Below are 20,437 nucleotides of genomic sequence, written 5' to 3'. Positions count from 1 at the left end.
TTTATCGCTTTGTTTTTTAATCTATGTCAACCCCCCGGCTGGCAGAATTATGCATATTTGTTTAAATTATGTAAAAATTGATTGTGTAAAAAGTCAAAGATTTGTAGTAAAAATGGTTGTAATGACGGAAAGAAAAGGTTACATATAGCCCGAAAATGTGATCTGTCGCTAAAAATAACCACTGAATAATAAGGTGGTAACCTGGAAAGCGATTTTCAGGGGCCTTTTTCTATTCTGATAAGAAGCAATCTAGCAACAATGTATTAACCTTTAAGTAAAAATCATGCGGTTTTTATTGTGACTTCCGGGGACAAACAGTGAATACGTTACAACATTCTATCGTCAGCCGTTTACCACAGGGCTATCAATGGTCCGCAGGTTTCGCTGGCTCAAAAGTTGAACCGATTCCGCAAAATGGCCTGGCGGGAGAGGATAACCTTGTCGGCCTCAAACTGCTCAGCCATGATGGAGAGAAAGCCTGGCCTGTGATGTACAAATTAAGCCAGGCACTGAATGACATTGCACTGGAGTGCTGTGTTGTTGAGTGTGAAGGCGAGCCTTGTCTGTTTGTAAACCAACAGGATGAGTTCGCAGCAACCTGCCGCCTGAAAAATTTTGGTGTGGCGATTGCCGAACCCTTTTGTGAATTACCTCGCTGAAGAACCGGGGGTGCGCACCGCCATTAACTGGCGTGTGTAGTCCTGTTGTGGGTTGGTAAACACTTGCCGGCTCTCGCCTTGTTCAACCACTTCTCCCGCCCGTAACACCACCACCTGATGGCAGAGTGAACGGACTACCTGCAAATCATGACTGATAAAAATATACGCCAGCTTATGGCGTGCCTGCAGGTCTTTTAACAAGGCCAGAATTTGCGACTGCACAGAGCGGTCAAGGGATGAGGTGGGTTCATCCAGCACAATCAGCGAAGGCTGCAAAATAAGCGCCCGGGCAATGGCAATACGCTGGCGTTGCCCGCCGGAGAATTCAGCCGGGTAGCGATGCCGGGTTGCCGGATCCAGCCCGACTTCTTCCATAGCTGTAATAACCCGCTGTTCACGGGTTGACGCATCCAGGTGGGGATGGTGAACTTTTAACCCTTCAGCAATGATATCCTGCACATTCAGCCGCGGGTTGAGTGAAGAGTTAGGGTCCTGAAAAACAACCTGAATACGGCGGCGGACGGGTAACAGTTGTTTACGGCTGAGGCCGCTTAATGCCTGGCCGCCAAACACAATGTCTCCCTGGGAATGAATCAGGCGCAAAATAGCCAGCCCGGAAGTACTTTTCCCGGAGCCGGATTCCCCTACCAGGCCCAGGCTTTCCCCCGGGCGTAAAGCAAAAGAGAGCCCCGAGATACCACGATGGTAACCCACAGTGCGGCGCAGAATACCCTTACGGACTGGAAACGATACGTCGAGATTGTTGACCTGGAGCAGTGGTTCGGCAGATTCATCAAGCGGAACGGGCTCACCTTGTGGCCCGGCATTTAATAATTCCTGGGTATAAGGGTGTTGAGGTGAATGAAATAAAATCCGGGCCGCATTGTGTTCGACACAGCGACCGTGGCGCATCACCGCAACATCGTCAGCCAACTGGCGCACAATGCTTAGGTCATGGGTGATAAACAACATCCCCATATTAAGTTCCTGGCGCAGGGTATGCAGCAGTTGTAAAATTTGTGCCTGTACAGTGACATCCAGTGCCGTGGTGGGTTCATCAGCAATTAACAACGCCGGGCGTGTCAGTAACGCCATGGCAATCATTACGCGCTGGCGCTCACCACCGGAAAGCTGATGTGGGTAGTCATTTAACCGTTGCCTGCTGTGGCGAATGCCCACCCGATCCAGACAATCCAGTATTTCTCCCTGGGCAGCTTCTTTACGCATTCCACGGTGCAGTGATAACACTTCATATAATTGCTTTTCCACTGTGTGCAGTGGGTTGAGCGAAACCATCGGCTCCTGGAAGATCATGGCAATTTTATTGCCCCGAATCCCTCTCAGTGTGGATTCAGGTGCCCGTAGCAGAGACTGCCCGGCAAACTGAATATCGCCTTCAGGGTAACTGACCGGAGGGGATGGCAACAGGCGTAACACCGACAATGCTGTGACACTTTTCCCGGAACCTGATTCCCCCACCAGAGCAAGAGTCTGCCCGGCATCCAGTTGCAGAGACACCCCTTCAACCACGCGCTGTTCTGTATCGTCACGGCGAAAAGCAATGGAAAGGTTCTGTATATCTAGTAAAGGCGTGGACATATCAACCTGCCTTATTTGGGTCGAACGCGTCACGGACTGCTTCGCCTGTAAACACCAGAAGAGACAGCAGCGACGCCAGTACGATAAATGCGGTGATCCCAAGCCAGGGAGCCTGCAGGTTGTTTTTGCCCTGCAACAACAATTCGCCCAATGAAGGCGAGCCAACGGGCAAACCAAAACCCAGAAAATCCAGCGAGGTCAGTGTGGTGATAGAACCACACAGTATAAATGGCACGAAAGTGAGTGTGGCGACCATGGCATTCGGCAGCATATGGCGCCACATAATGGTGCCATCACTCACACCCAAAGCCTGAGCTGCGCGAATGTAATCAAAATTGCGGGTACGCAAAAACTCCGCGCGCACCACACCGACCAGCCCCATCCAGCCAAATAATACGGTAATGCCAAGCAACCACCAGAAATTTGGCTGTACCACACTGGAAAGCAGAATAATCAGAAACAGGGTTGGCATACCAGACCACACCTCAATCAGCCGCTGGCCCCATAAATCTATACGGCCACCGTAATAGCCCTGTACTGCACCAACCATCACGCCAATAACGCTGGAAAACAGTGTCAGCATAATGCCGAAAATGAGTGAAATACGTGTGCCGTAGATAACCCGCGCCAGCACATCACCGCCTGTTGCGTCAGTACCCAGCCAGTTTTGGGCTGAAGGTGGAGAAGGGAAGGGCTGAGTAGTAGCGAAATTAATCGACTGGTTGCCAAAACGAATCGGGGCCCACAAGACCCAACCTTTTTGCGCCAGGCGTGTTGCCAGCCAGGGATCCTGGTAATCTGCGGATGTGGGGAATACGCCACCAAAATCCTGCTCGCTGTAGTTTTTAACCACCGGGAAATACCAGTGATTATCGTAATGAACCACCAGGGGTTTATCGTTAGCGATAAGTTCTGCACACAGGCTGATGGCAAACAATACGATAAAAATCCAGAAAGACCAGTAGCCACGGCGGTTATGTTTAAAGCGGCGCCAGCGGGCCTGGTTTAAAGGGCTAAGTGCCATTATTTTCGCCCCTCAAAATCAATGCGTGGGTCGACCAGCGTGTAGGTAATGTCGCTGAGAATATTGAGCAGCAACCCAAGCAAAGTAAAAATATACAGTGTGCCAAACATCACCGGGTAATCCCGCGAAATGGTGGATTCGTAACCCAGCAAACCAAGGCCATTAAGTGAGAACATCACCTCTATCAGTAACGACCCCGTAAAGAACATGCTGATAAAGGTGGCCGGAAAGCCGGCAATAACCAGTAACATGGCATTACGAAACACATGGCGCGAAAGGATTTGCTTTTCACCCAGCCCTTTGGCGCGGGCTGTGACAACATATTGTTTACGGATCTCATCCAGAAAGGCGTTCTTGGTCAGCATAGTCAGCGCTGCAAACCCGCTAATCACGGTCGCCAGCACCGGCAAAGTGATATGCCACAGGTAATCGGCAATTTTTTTATACCAGGGGAGTGTATCGAAATGTGCGGAAACCAGTCCGCGCAACGGGAACCAGTCCAGGTAGCTCCCGCCAGCAAACACCACAATCAGCATAATGGCGAACAAAAATGCCGGAACCGCATACCCAATGATAATCAGCGCGCTGCTCCACACATCAAATGTACTGCCGTTATGCACAGCTTTGCGGATGCCCAACGGGATGGAAACCAGATAAATAATCAGCGTGCTCCACAACCCTAAAGAAACTGAAACCGGCAGACTGTCTTTAATCAGGCTGATAACTGAAGCACTACGGAACAGGCTGTTACCAAAATTGAAGCTCAGGTAGTCTTTGAGCATGTTGAAGTAACGCACATGCAAGGGTTTATCAAAACCATAACGGTGAGTGATTTCAGCAATAATCTCCGGGTCCAGACCGCGCGCCCCGCGGTACTGCCCTTCAGCGGCATTACTGACTCCGGTTGCCCGGTGGGTACTCTCCATCGAGTTATTACTCAGTCCTGGTATTGCACTGGTGTTGCCAAACTGAATGGCCGCGATGGCCTGGTCTACCGGCCCACCTGGCGCTATCTGCACAATGAAAAAATTCAGAGTGATGATGGCCCACAATGTTGGGATAACCAGTAGCAACCGGCGAATCAGGTATGAACCCACAGAGCCGTCTCCTTAGCGTCGTTGTGCCGGCAATGAAGCGGCCTTATTGACGTCATACCACCAGGAATCCAGCCCGACAGAGTAAACAGGCTGAATTTCCGGATGAGAAAATTTATCCCACCATGCTAACTGGCGTGTGGGCATGTACCACATGGGGATCATGTAATAATTCCATGTCAGCACCCGGTCCAGTGCTCGTCCAAGGGTTACCAGCGCGGTTTTATCCCCCTGGTGAGCCACAATATCTGCTGTCAGTTTATCCACCACCGGGTTTGCCACACCCGGGCGGTTCCAGGTTGAATCGATATATTGCGATGCCCACAAAATTTGTAGATCGGAAGAGGGCCAGGGCATGGCCTGGTAATGGGAAGGCAGCATATCAAAATCCCGCTTGCGCAGGCGGTTGGTGAGTTGAGAATTATCAACCTGGCGGATGCTCATCGCTATGCCAAGGCGTCTCAGGTTATGCTGGAATGGCAGTACCCACTGGTCATTACCGCCATTACCCAGCAGTAACTCAAACCGAAAGGGCTCGCCAGTTTTAGTATTCACAAGTTGTTGGTTGCGAATCTCCCAGCCTGCATCTTTCAGCAGTGCCATCGCTTTGAGCAAATTAGCGCGGTCGAAGCCATCACCTTGTGATTGTGCCGGGTGCCAAATATGGGTGAATAAATCTGGCGGTAGTTGTGCTTTCATTGGTGCCAGCAACGTTAACTCGCTGGCATCCGGGTAGTTGCGAGCTGCGTACTCGGTATTTTCGAAATAGCTGTCTGGCCGGCGGTAAGCGCCGTAAAACAATGCCTTGTTCAACCAGTTGAAATCAAAGGCGAGGCCAATGGCTTCGCGCACCCGGCGGTCACTAAATATTGGCCTTTGTATATTGAATGCCAGCCATTGTGTATCAACAGCGCCCTGGTTGGGCCAGGACTCTTTGCGGATGTAATGTTTGTCGAAGTTGGTGCCGGTGTAGCGCGTCGCCCAGTTTTTCGGGCTGCTTTCACTGCGAAAATCATAGGCACCGGCTTTGAAGGCTTCAAAGGCGACATTGTCGTCCAGATAATAATCATAACGTAATGTGTCAAAGTTAAACCGCCCGCGGTTAACGGGTAAATTTGCGGCCCAGTAGTTTTTTACCCGCGAATAAACAATGTACTGACCCATTTTCCACGCGGTGATTTTATAAGGCCCACCAGAGAGCGGAGGCGTTGATAAAGGGTCGCTCAGCTTGTGGTTTTTCCAGAATGACTCCGGCATAACAGGCAGTGTCAACAGCCCTAACAGCATGTCTTTGGAGGGGGAAGCCAGTTCAATACGCACAGTAAGTGGCGAGATGGCTTTAACTTTTACGCCTTTATAATAAAGGCGAAACTGAGGAACGCCTTCCGTCATAAACTTGTGGAAGGTGAAAGCGACATCGCTGGCGCGCACCGGGGAGCCATCCTGAAACCGGGCCTCCGGGTTTATGGCAATTTCTGCCCAGGCAAAGTTATCCGGGTAACGAGCCTTTTCAGCAATCAGCGGATAGTAACTTCCAGGTTCATCATCAGAGGTGGTAAACAGGCTGTCGTACAGTGAATCTGTACGGATGCCCGGATTGCCGCGCAAGGCAAAACGGTTAAAGTTATCAAATGTGCCAATGGTGGCGAGTGTCATGCTTCCCCCTTTGGGGGCCACAGGGTTTACGTAATCAAAATGCGTAAAATCCACTGCGTATTTGGGTTCACCCAATACAGCAAAAGAATAACTTTCTTCAATTTTGGGAGCGGCATAGCTCAGGTTGGCAATAACCAGTAAACAAGCAGCCAGACAACGCAGCAACATCGTCAGTGAGATCCTTATCAGGCAACCGTCACACAGTAACGGAGCAATATGACACGCAATAAAAACAGCAACCAGGCCTCTGCTTCGGCATTTGCGGGCAGAGAGTGTTGACTGTATCACCCGTCAGAGTTCGAGGGTAGTTTACAGTACCATTCATTCAACCGCTGTGCCGACACAGGTCGGCCTAAATAGTACCCCTGCATATAGGTTACACCGCGTTTGGCAAGCCATGCAGCCTGGTCTGCGGTTTCAACACCTTCGGCTACCGTTTCCATTTTCAGACGTTGGGCCAGATTGAGTACAGCATCCAGTACAGGTGATGTCACGGTTTCCTGCCCAATAGTGCTGATAAATCCTTTATCGATTTTCAGGTAGTCAAAGGGAAAACGTTGCAGATAGATAAGCGCGGAATGGCCAGTGCCAAAGTCATCGACCGCAATGTCAAAACCTTGTTCGTGTAGCCAGTTGAAACTCTCCAGTACCTCGTCGCCTTCCAGCATGGCGCGCTCTGTCATTTCTAACAATAATTTGAAATAGTTGCCGGGAAGCTGGCTAACAAATTGGGTGATATCACTTTGAAAAGATGCAGCTTTGAGATGTGATGGGGCAAGGTTTATCCCCAGCTTAGCGCCAGCAGGCAGGCATTGCTGTAATACCGGAAGATCTTTGACTATCAGGCTGAATAAATGGCGAGTCAGTGGAACAATGAGCCCCTGAGCTTCAGCATATTGGATGAAGACATCAGGAGGAATAGGGCCAACAGCCGGGTGATGCCAGCGCATCAGTGCTTCTACACCTTTAACATGTTGATGCTGTGTATCCAGAACTGGTTGGTAAACGACAGAAAACTGGTGGCGCTTAATACCCGCCAGGATCTCACGACCTGAACTCATCCGTATTGTTAAATAATAGAAGCACAATAACGTACTCAGAATTCCGGCGGCCAGCCCGGCCAGCAGGGAAAACTGAATTAACTGGGGTTGCCAGTGAGGAGCAAAAACCAGCAGTTTGACTGGAAAATCCTGCAGGGTGCGTTGCAAACGGGGATTACCCAATTGTGTTACCGGGGTGACCTGCCCGGTGTAAATACCAATGGCTACCTGACGTACGGCGAGAGCAATTCCGGTGACACCGTCTTCCTGCGCACTGAACAATAAATAAGGGGGAATATTCAGGTTGATGGTTGTAATAATGCCATTGCCCGGGTGGTGCGGGTCTGCCAGCCAAAATGCCAGAGCCGGCTTGCCGGGCATTAACGGGGTTTCCGGTAAAATCGCCAGATCCCGGCGTTTGCTGATATCAATTTCAGGCACCAGTTTCGCCAGTGGATAGGACATTTTCCCGGTCGCAGAGGAACATACTGCTGTGTAGTCTTTCACCAGCAACGCTGCACGCACATGGAGTTTAAAGGCTACAGAGCTGGTGAGTTCCGGAGTAACACGCTCGCATGGCTGTTGTGCCAGTGGGAATAATTTATATGATGAATCCTGTAAATCGGCTGTATAGCTGTAAATATAGTGGCTGAAATTATTAGCAAGTGTATCGAGCCGGCTCATGCGTTGAAAATGTGTTATCGCCAGCACCAGGGCGCTGATACAAATGGCTACCACGACTCCCAGGAGTGAACTTGTGGCAAGGTTTTTTCCTTGTTCAGGGAAAAAATGCAGTTTATTGGAGGGAGACACCACAGTCACAAAACCCCATTGCTACGGCTACCAGCCGGTGCAGTTATTTTTATTGTGTTAAGAATAAAACAGTCTGGGGAGAATGGGGAGTAACTAAATGAAAAAACGCCGCTTTGGGCGGCGTTTTTAACAATCTCAGCTTCGCATTATCAAGGGATTAAAAATGTTTAGCTGCGGGTCAGTACACGTCTCGCTTCGTTATACCGCCTTTTCCAGTAGGGGTCATCCAGGTTGGAAATCATCACACCACTGGAAGTGGAAGCGTGAACGAACTGATTATTACCAATATAAATACCGACATGACGGCCCGTAGAGCCTGCCCTGAACAGGACTAAATCACCGGTTCGCAGTGCGTTTTTCGCTACATGTTTGCCAGTGGTTTCTTGCTCATAAGTCGAACGAGGCAGTTCAAGACCAAATTGTTCCCGGAAAGTGCGCTGAACAAAAGCAGAGCAATCAATACCGCGTTTGGTGTCACCACCCAGACGGTAACGAACACCTTTCCAGTCTGCGTATTGATCCATCAGACGGGATTTGATGTCGAGGTTTTGCACCATCTGTTCAAATTCGTCCTGAGAAGCTTGCAGTAAATAACTGTCTTTTTCGCCAACTGCATGCGTCTCAGTACGCATATTTTTCGCGCTATTCGTTGCGCTACATGCTGAAAGCAAAATCGCCACAGCAACGGCGGGTAACACCCGCGAGATATATCTCAAGATCGGTTGAGACTTGACCATATTGTTTATTATCCCTTGATGTCCTTAGCGACAGAGCCGCTAGAAAAATGCCAAACGTGACGAGACTAATTAGCAATCTGTACAACAACAATACTTTCTGGATAAAAATGTGGCAAAACGCACAATTTTATTCGTGTGAAGCGTTTGCATAACACGTTGCACAGAATATTCCCGAGAGTACCCGATCAAAAAAGACATAGCGAGTCATTTTGCACAGAATTTTATAAGAAATTGTGATGTTTTGTCGTGTTGAATGGATGTGGTTAAATAATGACCATTCAGAAAAGAGGGATAGCAATACCATGAATCAAAAGAAAAAAAGCGAAAGGGAGAAAACAACTGAGTAACCAGTTTGAATTAAGTTGCGCCATCAGAAATAGCAATATAACTAATAGCGCAACTTATTGGGCGTTTTTCAATCAATTGTTAGCCGGATGTTTATTTTTACCCGGCAGGCGTAAATTAAACCAGTTAACCAGTTTGTCACTCAGCGGGGTTAATAAACACCAGGGTAAGCCAACAAGTACCACGGTTAATGAGCCCACAAAAACATCAGTGAACCAGTGTGCGCCAATCATCATCCGTGGCAGTGAGAACACGACGAAGATAACCAGAGAAATAGCGAACGCCCGTACGCTGAAATAACGCAACATAAAGCCACAGAAAATAAGTAGCATCATACCGTGGTCGCCAGGAAAGCTGTCCTTTGAGGCATCTTTGGTTGGAAAAGGCAACAACTCGCTGACGCGAACCGTATCGGTAAAGACCAGAGACGGGCTACGGCGTTGTAAATGGAGTAGATTTTGCCCTAACTGGTTGAGCACAACCGCAGTCAGCAGCATAACAAGTCCAATAATTACAATGCGGCGGCGCCCATAAGCGGATTCTGCCCGCCAGTAATGCAGCATTACCAGCCCCATACACAGTAGTGAGCAGGCATCAAACGCACGATTATTGGTAATGGCAACCAGCCACAAGAATGTGTGGTTTTCAACAATCAGCCGGTTGAAAAAGTGGTATAAACCACTATCGATGGGGAACCAGAACCCGTGAGAAGGAGGCAGATACCAGGAAAAAAACAGCGCGAAACCCAGCAGGTTCATCACCAGAATGGGTAATAAGTAAGTACGTTTCATAAATATTCAGGTAATAATTTCTTTTGACAATAACTTTCCAGGTTACACCTGTATGGTTAAACGTAACCTCAACAAGCTTGTTTGCAGGGCATTCCAGTCGGTTTCCTGTGCCGTAATCATTTCAACCCGGCTGTCCGGTGGGGCAACTGCCTGGGTTTCAATATGCAAATCCAGGCCCTGGCGGTTAATGCGCACCAGACCTTCCTGAATGCGGAAAATCCCTTTTACCCGCTCCACCGGTGCAAGGCGGGCCCACTCGAGAATTCCGGTGGTATCAAAGACTGTGTCGGCATCGAAAATCCACCCGCAGGCCGTATACCCCTGGCCCTGGTTAAGCAGACGGCGCCAGCGTTGATGGTCAGGCAGAGATAGTGCGGCCAGCCCAGCCGCAAGGGCGGCATGCTGGTGGCGGTGTGCTGCACTTTCCGGGGGCAGGGTATCGTGGGTCCGGGGGGTATCCACCAGGGTTGGTTCTATCTCGCCTTGTGAGCAATGCACCAGTAAACGGCCATTACTCTGTTCAGCCCACCATGCATCCAGAGCCGCTTGCGCCGTGGCATCTGACCGGTCCTGCTTATTGGCGACAATAATATCGGCGGCTGCCAGTTGGTCTCGAAAATTTTCGTTCCCGCGTACTTTTTCATCAGCCAGTTGGCGTGGGTCAAGCAGGCAAAAACTGGCCTGGAGAGTAATCCAGGGTTCATATACTGGTGCCGTCAGCATGGTCAGAATCTGCCGTGGGTGACCCAGTCCGGTTGGCTCAATCAGTAATCTGTCAGGTTTGTACTGGCGTAATAATGTGTTCAGCCCCACCTGCATGGGCAGGCCATTCACACAGCACATGCATCCGCCGGGGATCTCCTTTAAGAGCGCGCCACGGTCAGACAGCAACGCACCATCAATACCAATTTCACCAAATTCATTCACCAGCACCGCCCATTTTTCATTTTCTGGTTTGTTTGCCAGCAAATGAAGAATGGTGGTGGTTTTACCGCTGCCAAGAAAGCCGGTAATCAGATTGGTTTTTGTCACATCTTCTCCCTGTACGAACAAAAGCCATAACCAGAAGCAGGCTCTGGTGATGTCATTGACCGTCAAATAGGCTGTCTGTACCTGGGGGAAGGGGTGTTGCAGGCAACACGTTTTTCCTGTTTTCCCCCAGGAATAAAGAAAAACGTGTTGATCATGGCGAAAAAAACGAATGAAGTGAAGATCTATCTGTGCGGTTAATCACCCGCAAGAAGTGCGGCAACCGCGCCATGAGCCCCTTTACTTGCCAGTAACTGCCAGGCCTGTTCAATCCGGCGGGTAAATTCAGCGTTATTTGCTAAATCGTCGCCAAAGATAGCGGTCAGTGAAAGCAGTGCGGCTACCCGGTTTTCCATAGTACTTTGTTGGACTTTTTGCTGAATGATATCGGCCAGAGGATCTTTTACTTCAATGGACTTTCCTGCGTCATCGACACCACTGACAAAACGCATCCAGCCAGCCACACCCAAAGCAAGGCAAGGCCAGGGCGTGCCCTGGTTAAGATGCCAGCGAATACTGTCCAGCATACGTTGTGGCAACTTCTGGCTGCCATCCATTGCAATTTGCCATGTACGATGGTGCAGCGCCGGGTTGCTGAACCGCGTAATTAACTGGCTGGCATAGTCGGCTAAATCAACCCCGGTAATGCGCAGTGTGGGAGCCTGTTCTTCCAGCATCAACTTTAATGCAGCTGTGCGAAATGCCGCATCTTCCATACACTCATTCACATACGGGTATCCGGCGACATAGCCCAGCCAGGCCAGGAAAGAGTGGCTGCCATTGAGCATGCGCAGTTTCATTTCTTCCCAGGGCAGAACATCACTCACCATTTGCACACCGGCGCTTTCCCATTGCGGGCGACCAGCCACAAAATTATCTTCAACCACCCACTGGATAAAGGGTTCACAGCTTATCGCACAGGGGTCTGGCACACCCAGCAGGTCGGCAATTTCTTTAAGGCTTTCCTCAGTGGCTGCGGGAACAATACGGTCAACCATGGTTGAAGGGAAGGTAACATGCTGTTCAATCCAGTCTGCCAGCGCACTGTCCCGCTTCTTTGCCATACCCAGCACAGCATGCTTAACGATATGCCCATTTTCGGGAATGTTATCGCACGACAGTACAGTAAATGGCGGCAGACCACGCGCACGGCGGCGGTACAGTGCTTCAACCAATAAACCGGGAGCAGAGTGGGGTTCATGAGGGTTAGCTAAGTCGTGCACAATCCGGCTGTTCGCGATATCCAGTTTTCCTGTCGCCGGGTCGATACAGTAGCCTTTTTCGGTAATTGTCAGCGAGGCAATGGCAACCTGAGGTTCGCAAAATTTCTCAATAATGGCTTCGATACCATCAAGTTTTGCGTTCAGGCATTCATTCACGGCGCCGATAACAATAGGCTGATTCCCGTCCGGCCCTTTTTCCAGCACAGTGAACAGGTGATCCTGCTCGCGTAATGCCTGCATCATAATGTCGCCACTGAACAGGCTGATTTCCGCAATTCCCCAGTCTCCACCACTCTGGTTAAGCACCCGGTCGGTCAGCAATGCCTGGTGCGCACGGTGAAAGGCCCCAAAACCTAAATGCACAATGCGCGATGCCAGAGCTGTGCGGTCATACTGAGGAAGCTGAACAAAAGCGGGAAGGGAAACGGATGCGACAGTTGCCATAACAGAATCCTGTTTAACGATTAATTAACATCTCTAGTCTAAAGTTATATGACAACAAATGAAATTGGCATACCGCAAAATTCAGGTGGATTGTGAACTGGATCAATTCTTGACATGGCATGTCATTGACTCTGCCAGTCAGGCATGTATGGTAGTAGTCAAAATGAAATTGGTATAACAGCTTAAACTGAGGTATCTGTCATGGAACAAACCTGGCGTTGGTATGGACCGAATGATCCTGTATCGCTGGATGATGTGCGTCAGGCAGGCGCAACAGGCGTTGTCACAGCTCTGCACCACATTCCAAATGGCCAGGTCTGGCCGGTGGAAGAGATTAAGGCTCGCCAGGCATTACTGGCGGAAAAAGGGCTGACATGGTCTGTCGTGGAAAGTATTCCGGTGCACGAAGACATTAAAACCCACACGGGTCAGTATGATACCTGGATTGCAAATTATCAGCAGAGTATTCGCAACCTGGGGGAATGTGGGATAGATACGGTGTGCTATAACTTCATGCCGATACTGGACTGGACCCGTACCGACCTGGCTTACACGCTGCCAGATGGCTCGAAGGCACTGCGGTTTGACCAAATCGCTTTTGCGGCTTTTGAATTGTGTATCCTTAAACGCCCCGGAGCAGCAGCCGATTACACTGCAGAAGAACAAAACCAGGCTCAGGATTATTTCGCGGCGATGTCACAAGATGACATCGACCTGCTGACCCGCAATATCATTGCTGGTTTGCCTGGCGCAGAAGAAGGCTACACTCTGGACCAGTTCCGTGCCCGCCTGGCGGAATACGATGGCATTGATAAAGCGCGTTTGCGCGAACATATGGCGTATTTCCTGAAGGCGATTGTGCCGGTAGCAGAAGCCAGTGGTGTGCGCCTTGCTGTGCACCCGGATGATCCGCCGCGTCCCATTCTCGGCCTGCCGCGTATTGTGTCAACTATCGAAGATATGCAGTGGATGAAAGACACCGTAGACAGCATTAACAACGGTTTCACTATGTGCACTGGTTCTTATGGTGTCCGTGCGGATAACGATTTGGTGACTATGGTTGAAACCTTTGCTGACCGTATTCACTTTACTCACTTGCGCGCGACCTGTCGCGAGGACAACCCGAAAACCTTCCATGAAGGGGCGCACTTGCAGGGCGATGTCGATATGGTTGGCGTGGTGCACGCCATTCTGAAAGAAGAGCAACGCCGTGTGGCTGCGGGTGATAAACGGGCTATTCCAATGCGCCCTGATCACGGCCACCAGATGCTTGATGACCTGCGTAAAAAAACTAACCCAGGTTACTCGGCTATTGGCCGCTTAAAAGGCCTGGCTGAAGTGCGTGGTGTTGAGCTGGCACTGAAAAAAACCTTATTCCCTGACCTGCTCTGATAAAACGCAGGCGGGTTGTGTTCAAACTCGCCATGCTGTTTTCGGGTGAAGATGCGCGCCGTGCCTTTTTGGCCCGGCGCGTTTTTTGTGCTGCGCTGAACGAAAGTGTAGAAAAACACTGCCGCAGGGCAGTGCTTTTCTTTTTCTGTTCGGGAGCCAGAAGCTACCCGAAGAGGCAGAACCGGTAAATAACGCCTCGCGTTAGTCTGCCCGGCCCATATAGCGGCGTTCAGCAATATGAATACGGATTTTATCGCCGTTACCTAAATACTCAGGAACCTGAATGGTCAGGCCGGTAACCATCGTTGCGGGTTTAGTGCGGGCACTGGCAGAAGCCCCTTTGATCCCAGGCGTAGTTTCAACAATTTCCATATCGACAGTTTGCGGCAGTTCAAGCGCCAGTACCTGGCCATCCCAGGTCAGAACCTGAATTCCCGGGATCCCGCCTTCTGGAATAAACAGCAGTTCTTCTTCAATTTGTTCTTTATTGAAGATGTATGGCGTGTAGTCTTCGTCATCCATAAACACATATTCGTTGCCATCAATATAGGAAAAGTTAACGGCACGGCGGCTAAGTGTAATGGTGTCCAGCAGGTCATCGCCTTTGAAACGTTCTTCAACCTTCAGGCCAGTACGGACATCGGAGAAACGCATTTTATACAGTGTTGCAGCACCGCGCGCACTGGGTGCCTGAATATCAATATCTTTCACTAACAGCAGCTTGCCGTTGTAATTCACAGCCATACCGCGTTTGATTTCATTCGCTCTTGCCATGGGGCTATCCTGTCTGGTCGTCCTGGCGGGCCAGGGTTGATTAAAATATCGCGACACGTTACTCGCGCCCTGGGTTTCAGGCAAGTGGAATTCGCCATATATGTGCTGTAATGGCTGCTGGAGGGATTTCTCTTATTGCCACCGGCTGGTAGAGTAGCGGGCCAGTATAAAAAGAGAATGACTATGCATTGCCGCCCAGACTGTGGAGCCTGTTGTACCGCGCCCTCAATTAGCAGCCCCATTCCTGGCATGCCTGATGGCAAACCGGCGAACGTGAGGTGTATCCAGTTATCTGAGGATAACCGCTGTAACATCTTTGGTTCCGATTTGCGCCCGGCCGTTTGCGCGAGCCTGCAACCGTCCTTAGAGATGTGCTCCACCAACCGCGAAGCCGCAATGACCTGGCTGATAAACCTTGAGCAGGCAACCGCTCCCTGATAGCGGGAACGCCAGAAGCGCTGAAAATGTTAATGGCGTTTATCAAATCGCCAGACTAAGCCCAGAGCCACAAGCAGCAGTACCACAGGCAGAGAAAGGGTGGTGAACTGAACATTGAGTGACAGCAATAACCCTAAATTGACAGCAATCTGGTAGGCAATGTAGGTCAGCAGGCCAACAACCACACCCAAAGCCAGGCGGCTGCCTAACCCGGGTTCACGCGCATTACCAAAGGTGAAGGGTACGGCCAGCAGGATCATTGCCAGAATTAATATTGGGCGGCCCAGTTTTTGCCACAGCGCAATTCTGAACTCCATGCTCGGTTGCCCACTGCCCTGCAAATACTTAATGTACCGGTTTAGCTGAACAATAGAGAAACTGTCGCCGGGCATGGTTAGTTCAGCGAGGCTCATGCCGGTAAAGACAGAATGCCAATGCAGTGAGTCTGTAGTCTTCACACTCTCTTTATCACCACTCCAGGTTTTTTGGTAAACCTGGTGCAGTGTCCATGTGTGTTTGTCGTCAATCGTGGCTGTCCTGGCATAAATATAAGATTGCAAAGACAGGTCCGGCTGGTAATAGAAAATTTCGATGCCCTGCGGGTTATTGTGTTCATCCAGTGATTTTACTGTTACAAATTCATTGCCATTTCTGGCCCACAGTTCATTACCGGCATTGTCGGTTTTGCCCGAGTGCGCCAGCGCCGCATCTTTAAGACGCAATGCGTATTGCTGCAACGGGGATGCCACCCACTCATCAAGAGCGGCAAATGTGACCGTCAGCATCAGCCCTGCGCACAGAATAACACGGGCTATTTGCATAATTGACACGCCCGCCACGCGTATAGCGGTTAACTCCAGGCTTTTCGATAGCTGCCCAAGGCCGATTATCCCACCAAAAAGCGCGACAAAAGGCCCCAGGTCGATAAGCGTGCGTGGCAGCGTCATCAATGTAACCCACAGCGCCTGAGTCCAGAGGTAGCCACCAGGAGTAACATCTTCCAGCTCGTTAATCAGGTTGAATGTGGTAAACAACGGAATTAACAACCCGGCGGCGGCAGCGAATCCGATAAAGACATTGCGGATTAAAAAGCGGCTGAAAATGTTCATCGGGATTTTTTCTTCAGCAAAGAGAATTCAGAAGCAAGCAACGCCAGCAGCCCGAATAACATAATTAACGGCACCGACCACATACCGGGAACGCCAGGAATTGAACCATTCGCAATCAACGTACGGCAAATATTACTGCCGTAGAAAATCGCGGCAAATAAAATCGTCAGCGGTAACAGGGTGGCAAAACGCCCCTGGCGGGGCCGGGTTCTGCTTAATGGTATTGCCAGCAACACCATTAGTAGTGTGCTTAACCCACGGCTTTCGCGCCATTGCAGTTCGGCATAATCTGCGGAGTCAGATGAGCGTGCCAGTTGTGCCACAGAAGCGGCTTTTCGCCTTACATCCAGGCTCTGAACCACAGGCTTCAGAGTCACTCGCAGGTTGTGGTACACCATTTTCCTGTCATCCTGCCCGCTTCTGTCCAGAACATAGCCGGTACCATTGTGCAGCATTACAGCGGGGTGTTGTGGCGATGGGTCAATTACATCAACTGACCCGGCTTTATAGATACTGGTTTTGTTCGGTGAAGAGGTATAAATCAGTGCATCAGTAAGGTGGTTGTGCGTTGCGTCTATCTTCGTTGCCAGCACCATTCTGCCATCACTGTTGGTATTAAACTTATTGGCCTGTAAATGGCTGACATCCAGCTCTGACTGGGACTGCTGTTCTAACTGGTAAATTTGCCCATAGGCCCAGGGGCGACCGTATAACGAAATAAAGGTAACAAGGATACCCAGTGGGATAGCCAGGACCAGAATTGCCCGGTAGATTCGCATCGGGCTGGAGCCTGCGGCCAGGATAGCGGTGATTTCTGAATCGGTGTACATCTGTCCAAGCGCCACAGATACCGCAACATACAGCCCAACAGGTAGCAGCATTTCCAGGGCTATCAGCACCTTATAACAAACAACATTGAAAACAACTTCCAATGCCAGCGTGCCATTCGCCGCGTCCGTCAGGTAACGTTGTGCGGAAAAACAGGCAAACATGAAGACCAGAAAACACACAATGATAATGGTTAACCGACGAACCTCTGTCAGGATATAACGCTCAATTAAAAACATCGCTTCTGTACATCCTTTATTAACCAATGTGTTTACCGTTCATCAACAAGAGGGATGGCCTTGTTATGATTTTCGTCCGCTATAAGCTGGTGTACCAGAGTTATCACATGTGCTACTTCATCAGGCGTTAGCGCGCCATCTTTTGCCCATCGGACCCGGCCAAGGCTATCCAGCACAACGATGGTGGAACTTTCTTCTTTAAGTTGCCAGGCCTTACGGGCCAGGCCATCACTGTCTACAATGAACTGCGCCCAGGGGTAGTTTTTTTTATTTTTTTCTATTTTACCGCGAACAAAAAAACCGGAGCCCGGGATTGCGTCATCAGTGTTTACAATAGTGGTGGGCTGGAAACGGTCTTCAGGGAAGTGAGCATCTTTAACTGCGTTAATCAGTAGCGAATTCTTCTTTTTTGCGGATTTTCGGCCTGCAATATATTGCATTACCCGTACTTTTCCGGCGAGTTCCGCGCTATCCCAGCGCCTGTAGTTGAAGTCGCCATCTTTGAGGATTAATTCACCCTTTTCGCTAATCATCACCGGAGTAACGGGTTGACCAATAACAAAGTTGTGCGCACAGGCGATTACCGGAAGCAAAAGAAGGAATGGCACTGCCAAAAATTTACCTAAAATCATATCCGCCTCCTTATTACTGGTAAGTCGATAACCAACAACTTTTTGATAATAAATATTTTTCCGTTTTTTTTACCCAATGGCTGTAAACAACATTCTGAAGTTATTACATCCCTTTACCTGACCCGGATTGCGCTCTTGCTAAGGTGCATGGTCGTAAAAGGGCGCTTACGGCCAGTGGATCACAAGGGGTAGCGGGCCAGAAGCTGTTCCAGACGCAGGCGTAAATCCGGTTCCAGCGCAGTTGTTTCGTCATACATCGAACCCCCCGCGAGTTTATCTGCCACCATCACATCGTGCTGGTCGCCCATAATGCCGTTAATTGCCGCCAGGAATCTGGACATCTCATACGCCTGCTGATCGCCAGGATTAATTGAACGCAGGGTGTCATAAAAAGAGACCTGCTGGCTGACAATTTTGCGCACATCGTGGAATTCTTCCCCGGTAAGCTGCGGACGTTTGATAAGCCTACCCAGTGTCCGAATTTGTGACTGCCGGTAGGCAATAAACCCGCTCTCAGTTTCTAACTGAAAGTGGCTCATTGCATAGTTGACCAGTGACCAGACGGGTTTACTGAGCAGGATGCGTAAAATAGCACCGTAATATCTCAGGTTTTTTTGGTTACCATTGCGAAACGCATCCTGAAAATGGCCCAACACAACCGTGGTGGTATTAAATAGTCCAAATGACTGGTGTGTTTTACTGTACAAACGCTGGGCAAAACGCAAATGCTTATAGCGTGCACGTATATATTTGTAACGCATCCGTACGGCCTGAGGTAAATCTGGGTTCCTGGTGAATTTGTCTACCAAACCCAGCAGCTCTTCACGGGTAAAACCATCACGCCAAAACTGCAGGCACAGGGCGTAGTTTTGATAAATATTTTCGCGTGGGCATTGCAAATCAATCACACCGGGCAGGCTGGTGTGATCATCAACATTGTCGTCCTCTTCTACTGCTGTGAATAACAACGCCAGGGTGTCTTCGGGGAATTTTTCCCACATTTTTTTCGTCATTGATTACTCTCTCTGGGGACATTGAACCCCAGTAAATAACGATTACGGTAAGCACTTAATGTTGGAACAAGTGATAACAACACATCCAGACATTGCCCACCAAAATAAGCAAAGGCAGCGCCCTGTACGCCAAACAGGTGTGACATGGCAACCAGCAGAACAATATATGAACCCGAAGCAATAGTTTGTGCGACCAGAAACGCTCGTTGTTTCCCAGCCATAAATAACAAGGATTCCTGGGGGAAGCCGACCATAGAGACAATAATGGCACCCAACATTATTTGGATTAAATCATATGCTTCAAGGTATTTGTAACCGAAGATAAATGAAATTAATGGCTTACCAACCAGAATCACCAGTAGGGCTACAGCGATGCCAATACCACCGGCCAGTAATGCTGAACGCAGCCCCAGTAACCAGGGCTTGGTTGTTCTTGGGTCTAACCGCATGATTTCAGGGTAGAAGCTTTTCTCCATCAATTTGGCCGGCGTACCCGTGGCATCAAAGAATGTCATGGCGATTTTGAACAAGCCAGCAGGCGCCGGTCCTAGAACCAGACCAACCAGTACGGTGCTGCATGAATTACGTGCGGCCCAAATAGTGTGGGCAAAATTAGTTGTCCACACAAAATTCCAGGCTCCGTCTATATTGCGTGCAGCTTTGAAAAGTTGTGGTTTTAATGCGTTATGAATATTTTTGGCGCGTAACTCTCTTGCAGCAAACCACCAAAATAATGTCCCGCCAAATAAATTAGCAGCATACCAGGTAATAACAAAACCAGTGAAACCCAGATTGTAATAATAAGAAATCACACTACCAGCGGCTTGTAAAAATGGTTTTGTTGCCTGCTGAATGGCAATCAGGTCAAAGCGATCAAAAACACGTAAAATTCCCGTTGGCGTTGCCGCTGTCATTGAAGGTATTAAGGTACAGTATAAAAGTGCCAGCCAAAAATTTTTCCCTTCCAGCCCAAGAGCATGCGAAAGAAAAGGCAATAAGGCCATACCGCCGAGAACAGCAACAAGACCACTGGCAATATCGAGACCAAATGAAAAAGAAATAACGTTACGGAACCGTTTTGTGTCCTGCTTTTCCAGTGCTGGCGTACCAAACTGGACTACAAATTGCCAGGTTTGAAATTTAATAAAATCACTGACTGCTTTTGCATAAGCCTGAATAACGACCAGCGCACCAAATAACGCGGGTGTCATACCTTTACCCGCACAGGAGAGGGCGAGTAAACCGAGTAGTGCGCTGACTACACTTCCGGAGCCAAGATAAGCGGCGTTACGTAAAATGGCCCGAAACGCACCATCAGAAAACCAATGCTTCATAATAAAAACCAGCCATATCCGGTAATTCCGGTTGGTAATCACTAACAGGTTATAACCACGCCTTGCAAGGGGTTCCTCTGGCGTGGCAAACGTAATATGGTAAACAGATATCTGGTCACAGCCTGTAACAGATTTGGTTACATCGGGGGCTGGTAACAGTTTTGCCGGGTAAGATACAGGGCAAAGGAACTTTTCGATGATACTCCGTTATGCCCTGGGTAATT

At 49.5% G+C, this 20,437-nt stretch carries 18 protein-coding genes; 3 read left to right on the top strand and 15 right to left on the bottom strand.

Annotated features, from left to right (window positions below):
* The first annotated feature begins 317 nt into the window (after positions 1-317).
* The gene (locus tag A9B99_RS04815; RefSeq protein ID WP_064595103.1) at positions 318-659 is read left to right on the top strand and encodes a YejG family protein; all 342 of its coding nucleotides are present in this window, start codon (positions 318-320) and stop codon (positions 657-659) included.
* Here A9B99_RS04815 and yejF read toward each other — a convergent pair.
* From yejF to A9B99_RS04770, 9 genes are all read right to left on the bottom strand, one after another.
* A complete protein-coding gene (gene yejF, locus A9B99_RS04810) occupies positions 648-2,258 on the bottom strand; it encodes a microcin C ABC transporter ATP-binding protein YejF (RefSeq protein ID WP_064595101.1) in 1,611 nt (536 codons plus the stop codon). The genes A9B99_RS04815 and yejF overlap by 12 nt on opposite strands.
* A gap of 1 nt (position 2,259) precedes the next feature.
* A complete protein-coding gene (locus A9B99_RS04805; protein ID WP_064595099.1) occupies positions 2,260-3,282 on the bottom strand; it encodes an ABC transporter permease in 1,023 nt (340 codons plus the stop codon).
* Complete coding sequence (locus tag A9B99_RS04800; protein WP_064595097.1) at positions 3,282-4,379, bottom strand: microcin C ABC transporter permease YejB; 1,098 nt, start codon at positions 4,377-4,379, stop codon at positions 3,282-3,284. The genes A9B99_RS04805 and A9B99_RS04800 overlap by 1 nt, the downstream gene beginning before the upstream one ends.
* A 12-nt stretch (positions 4,380-4,391) precedes the next feature.
* Entirely contained in the window at positions 4,392-6,200 is a 1,809-nt protein-coding gene (locus tag A9B99_RS04795; protein WP_064595095.1) for an extracellular solute-binding protein, read from the bottom strand.
* A 116-nt stretch (positions 6,201-6,316) separates the two neighbouring features.
* On the bottom strand, positions 6,317-7,894 hold the full coding sequence (locus tag A9B99_RS04790) for a cyclic di-GMP phosphodiesterase (protein WP_369938124.1): 1,578 nt from the start codon (positions 7,892-7,894) through the stop codon (positions 6,317-6,319).
* 158 nt (positions 7,895-8,052) lie between these two features.
* Positions 8,053-8,622, bottom strand: coding sequence for a bifunctional murein DD-endopeptidase/murein LD-carboxypeptidase (gene mepS, locus A9B99_RS04785; RefSeq protein ID WP_064595093.1), 570 nt, complete (start codon positions 8,620-8,622; stop codon positions 8,053-8,055).
* Positions 8,623-9,041: 419 nt separating this feature from the next.
* A complete protein-coding gene (locus A9B99_RS04780; protein ID WP_064595091.1) occupies positions 9,042-9,758 on the bottom strand; it encodes a phosphatase PAP2 family protein in 717 nt (238 codons plus the stop codon).
* Positions 9,759-9,800: 42 nt separating this feature from the next.
* Complete coding sequence (locus A9B99_RS04775) at positions 9,801-10,790, bottom strand: CobW family GTP-binding protein (protein WP_064595088.1); 990 nt, start codon at positions 10,788-10,790, stop codon at positions 9,801-9,803.
* Positions 10,791-10,984: 194 nt separating this feature from the next.
* Complete coding sequence (locus tag A9B99_RS04770) at positions 10,985-12,454, bottom strand: mannitol dehydrogenase family protein (RefSeq protein ID WP_064595086.1); 1,470 nt, start codon at positions 12,452-12,454, stop codon at positions 10,985-10,987.
* 201 nt (positions 12,455-12,655) lie between these two features.
* Between A9B99_RS04770 and uxuA the strand changes: the two genes are divergently transcribed.
* Positions 12,656-13,846: a mannonate dehydratase gene (gene uxuA / locus A9B99_RS04765; RefSeq protein ID WP_064595084.1), complete on the top strand. Its 1,191-nt coding sequence runs from the start codon at positions 12,656-12,658 to the stop codon at positions 13,844-13,846.
* 201 nt (positions 13,847-14,047) lie between these two features.
* Here the strand turns inward: uxuA and yeiP are convergent, their stop codons facing one another.
* Positions 14,048-14,620, bottom strand: coding sequence for an elongation factor P-like protein YeiP (gene yeiP, locus A9B99_RS04760; RefSeq protein ID WP_036111555.1), 573 nt, complete (start codon positions 14,618-14,620; stop codon positions 14,048-14,050).
* A 183-nt stretch (positions 14,621-14,803) separates the two neighbouring features.
* Between yeiP and A9B99_RS04755 the strand changes: the two genes are divergently transcribed.
* A complete protein-coding gene (locus tag A9B99_RS04755) occupies positions 14,804-15,058 on the top strand; it encodes a YkgJ family cysteine cluster protein (RefSeq protein WP_064595082.1) in 255 nt (84 codons plus the stop codon).
* A 29-nt stretch (positions 15,059-15,087) separates the two neighbouring features.
* Here the strand turns inward: A9B99_RS04755 and lptG are convergent, their stop codons facing one another.
* The 5 genes from lptG to A9B99_RS04730 all read right to left on the bottom strand — a co-directional run bounded on the left by lptG (position 15,088) and on the right by A9B99_RS04730 (position 20,213).
* On the bottom strand, positions 15,088-16,167 hold the full coding sequence (lptG, locus tag A9B99_RS04750) for an LPS export ABC transporter permease LptG (protein WP_064595079.1): 1,080 nt from the start codon (positions 16,165-16,167) through the stop codon (positions 15,088-15,090).
* Positions 16,164-17,234 (bottom strand): LPS export ABC transporter permease LptF, encoded by a 1,071-nt coding sequence (gene lptF / locus A9B99_RS04745; protein WP_064595077.1) that lies wholly within the window; start codon positions 17,232-17,234, stop codon positions 16,164-16,166. Before lptF ends, lptG begins: the two co-directional genes overlap by 4 nt.
* A gap of 32 nt (positions 17,235-17,266) precedes the next feature.
* Positions 17,267-17,866, bottom strand: a complete 600-nt coding sequence (locus tag A9B99_RS04740; RefSeq protein WP_064595075.1) for a YtfJ family protein — start codon at positions 17,864-17,866, stop codon at positions 17,267-17,269.
* A gap of 179 nt (positions 17,867-18,045) precedes the next feature.
* Positions 18,046-18,879: a hypothetical protein gene (locus tag A9B99_RS04735; RefSeq protein ID WP_064595073.1), complete on the bottom strand. Its 834-nt coding sequence runs from the start codon at positions 18,877-18,879 to the stop codon at positions 18,046-18,048.
* Complete coding sequence (locus tag A9B99_RS04730; protein WP_064595552.1) at positions 18,876-20,213, bottom strand: lipopolysaccharide biosynthesis protein; 1,338 nt, start codon at positions 20,211-20,213, stop codon at positions 18,876-18,878. The genes A9B99_RS04735 and A9B99_RS04730 overlap by 4 nt, the downstream gene beginning before the upstream one ends.
* Positions 20,214-20,437: the final 224 nt, after the last annotated feature.

Origin of the sequence: Mangrovibacter phragmitis, from assembly GCF_001655675.1 — a bacterium.
GTDB lineage: Bacteria > Pseudomonadota > Gammaproteobacteria > Enterobacterales > Enterobacteriaceae > Mangrovibacter > Mangrovibacter phragmitis.
Note: the sequence above shows the minus strand (reverse complement) of the source record. Positions and strands in the feature narration are given on the sequence as shown.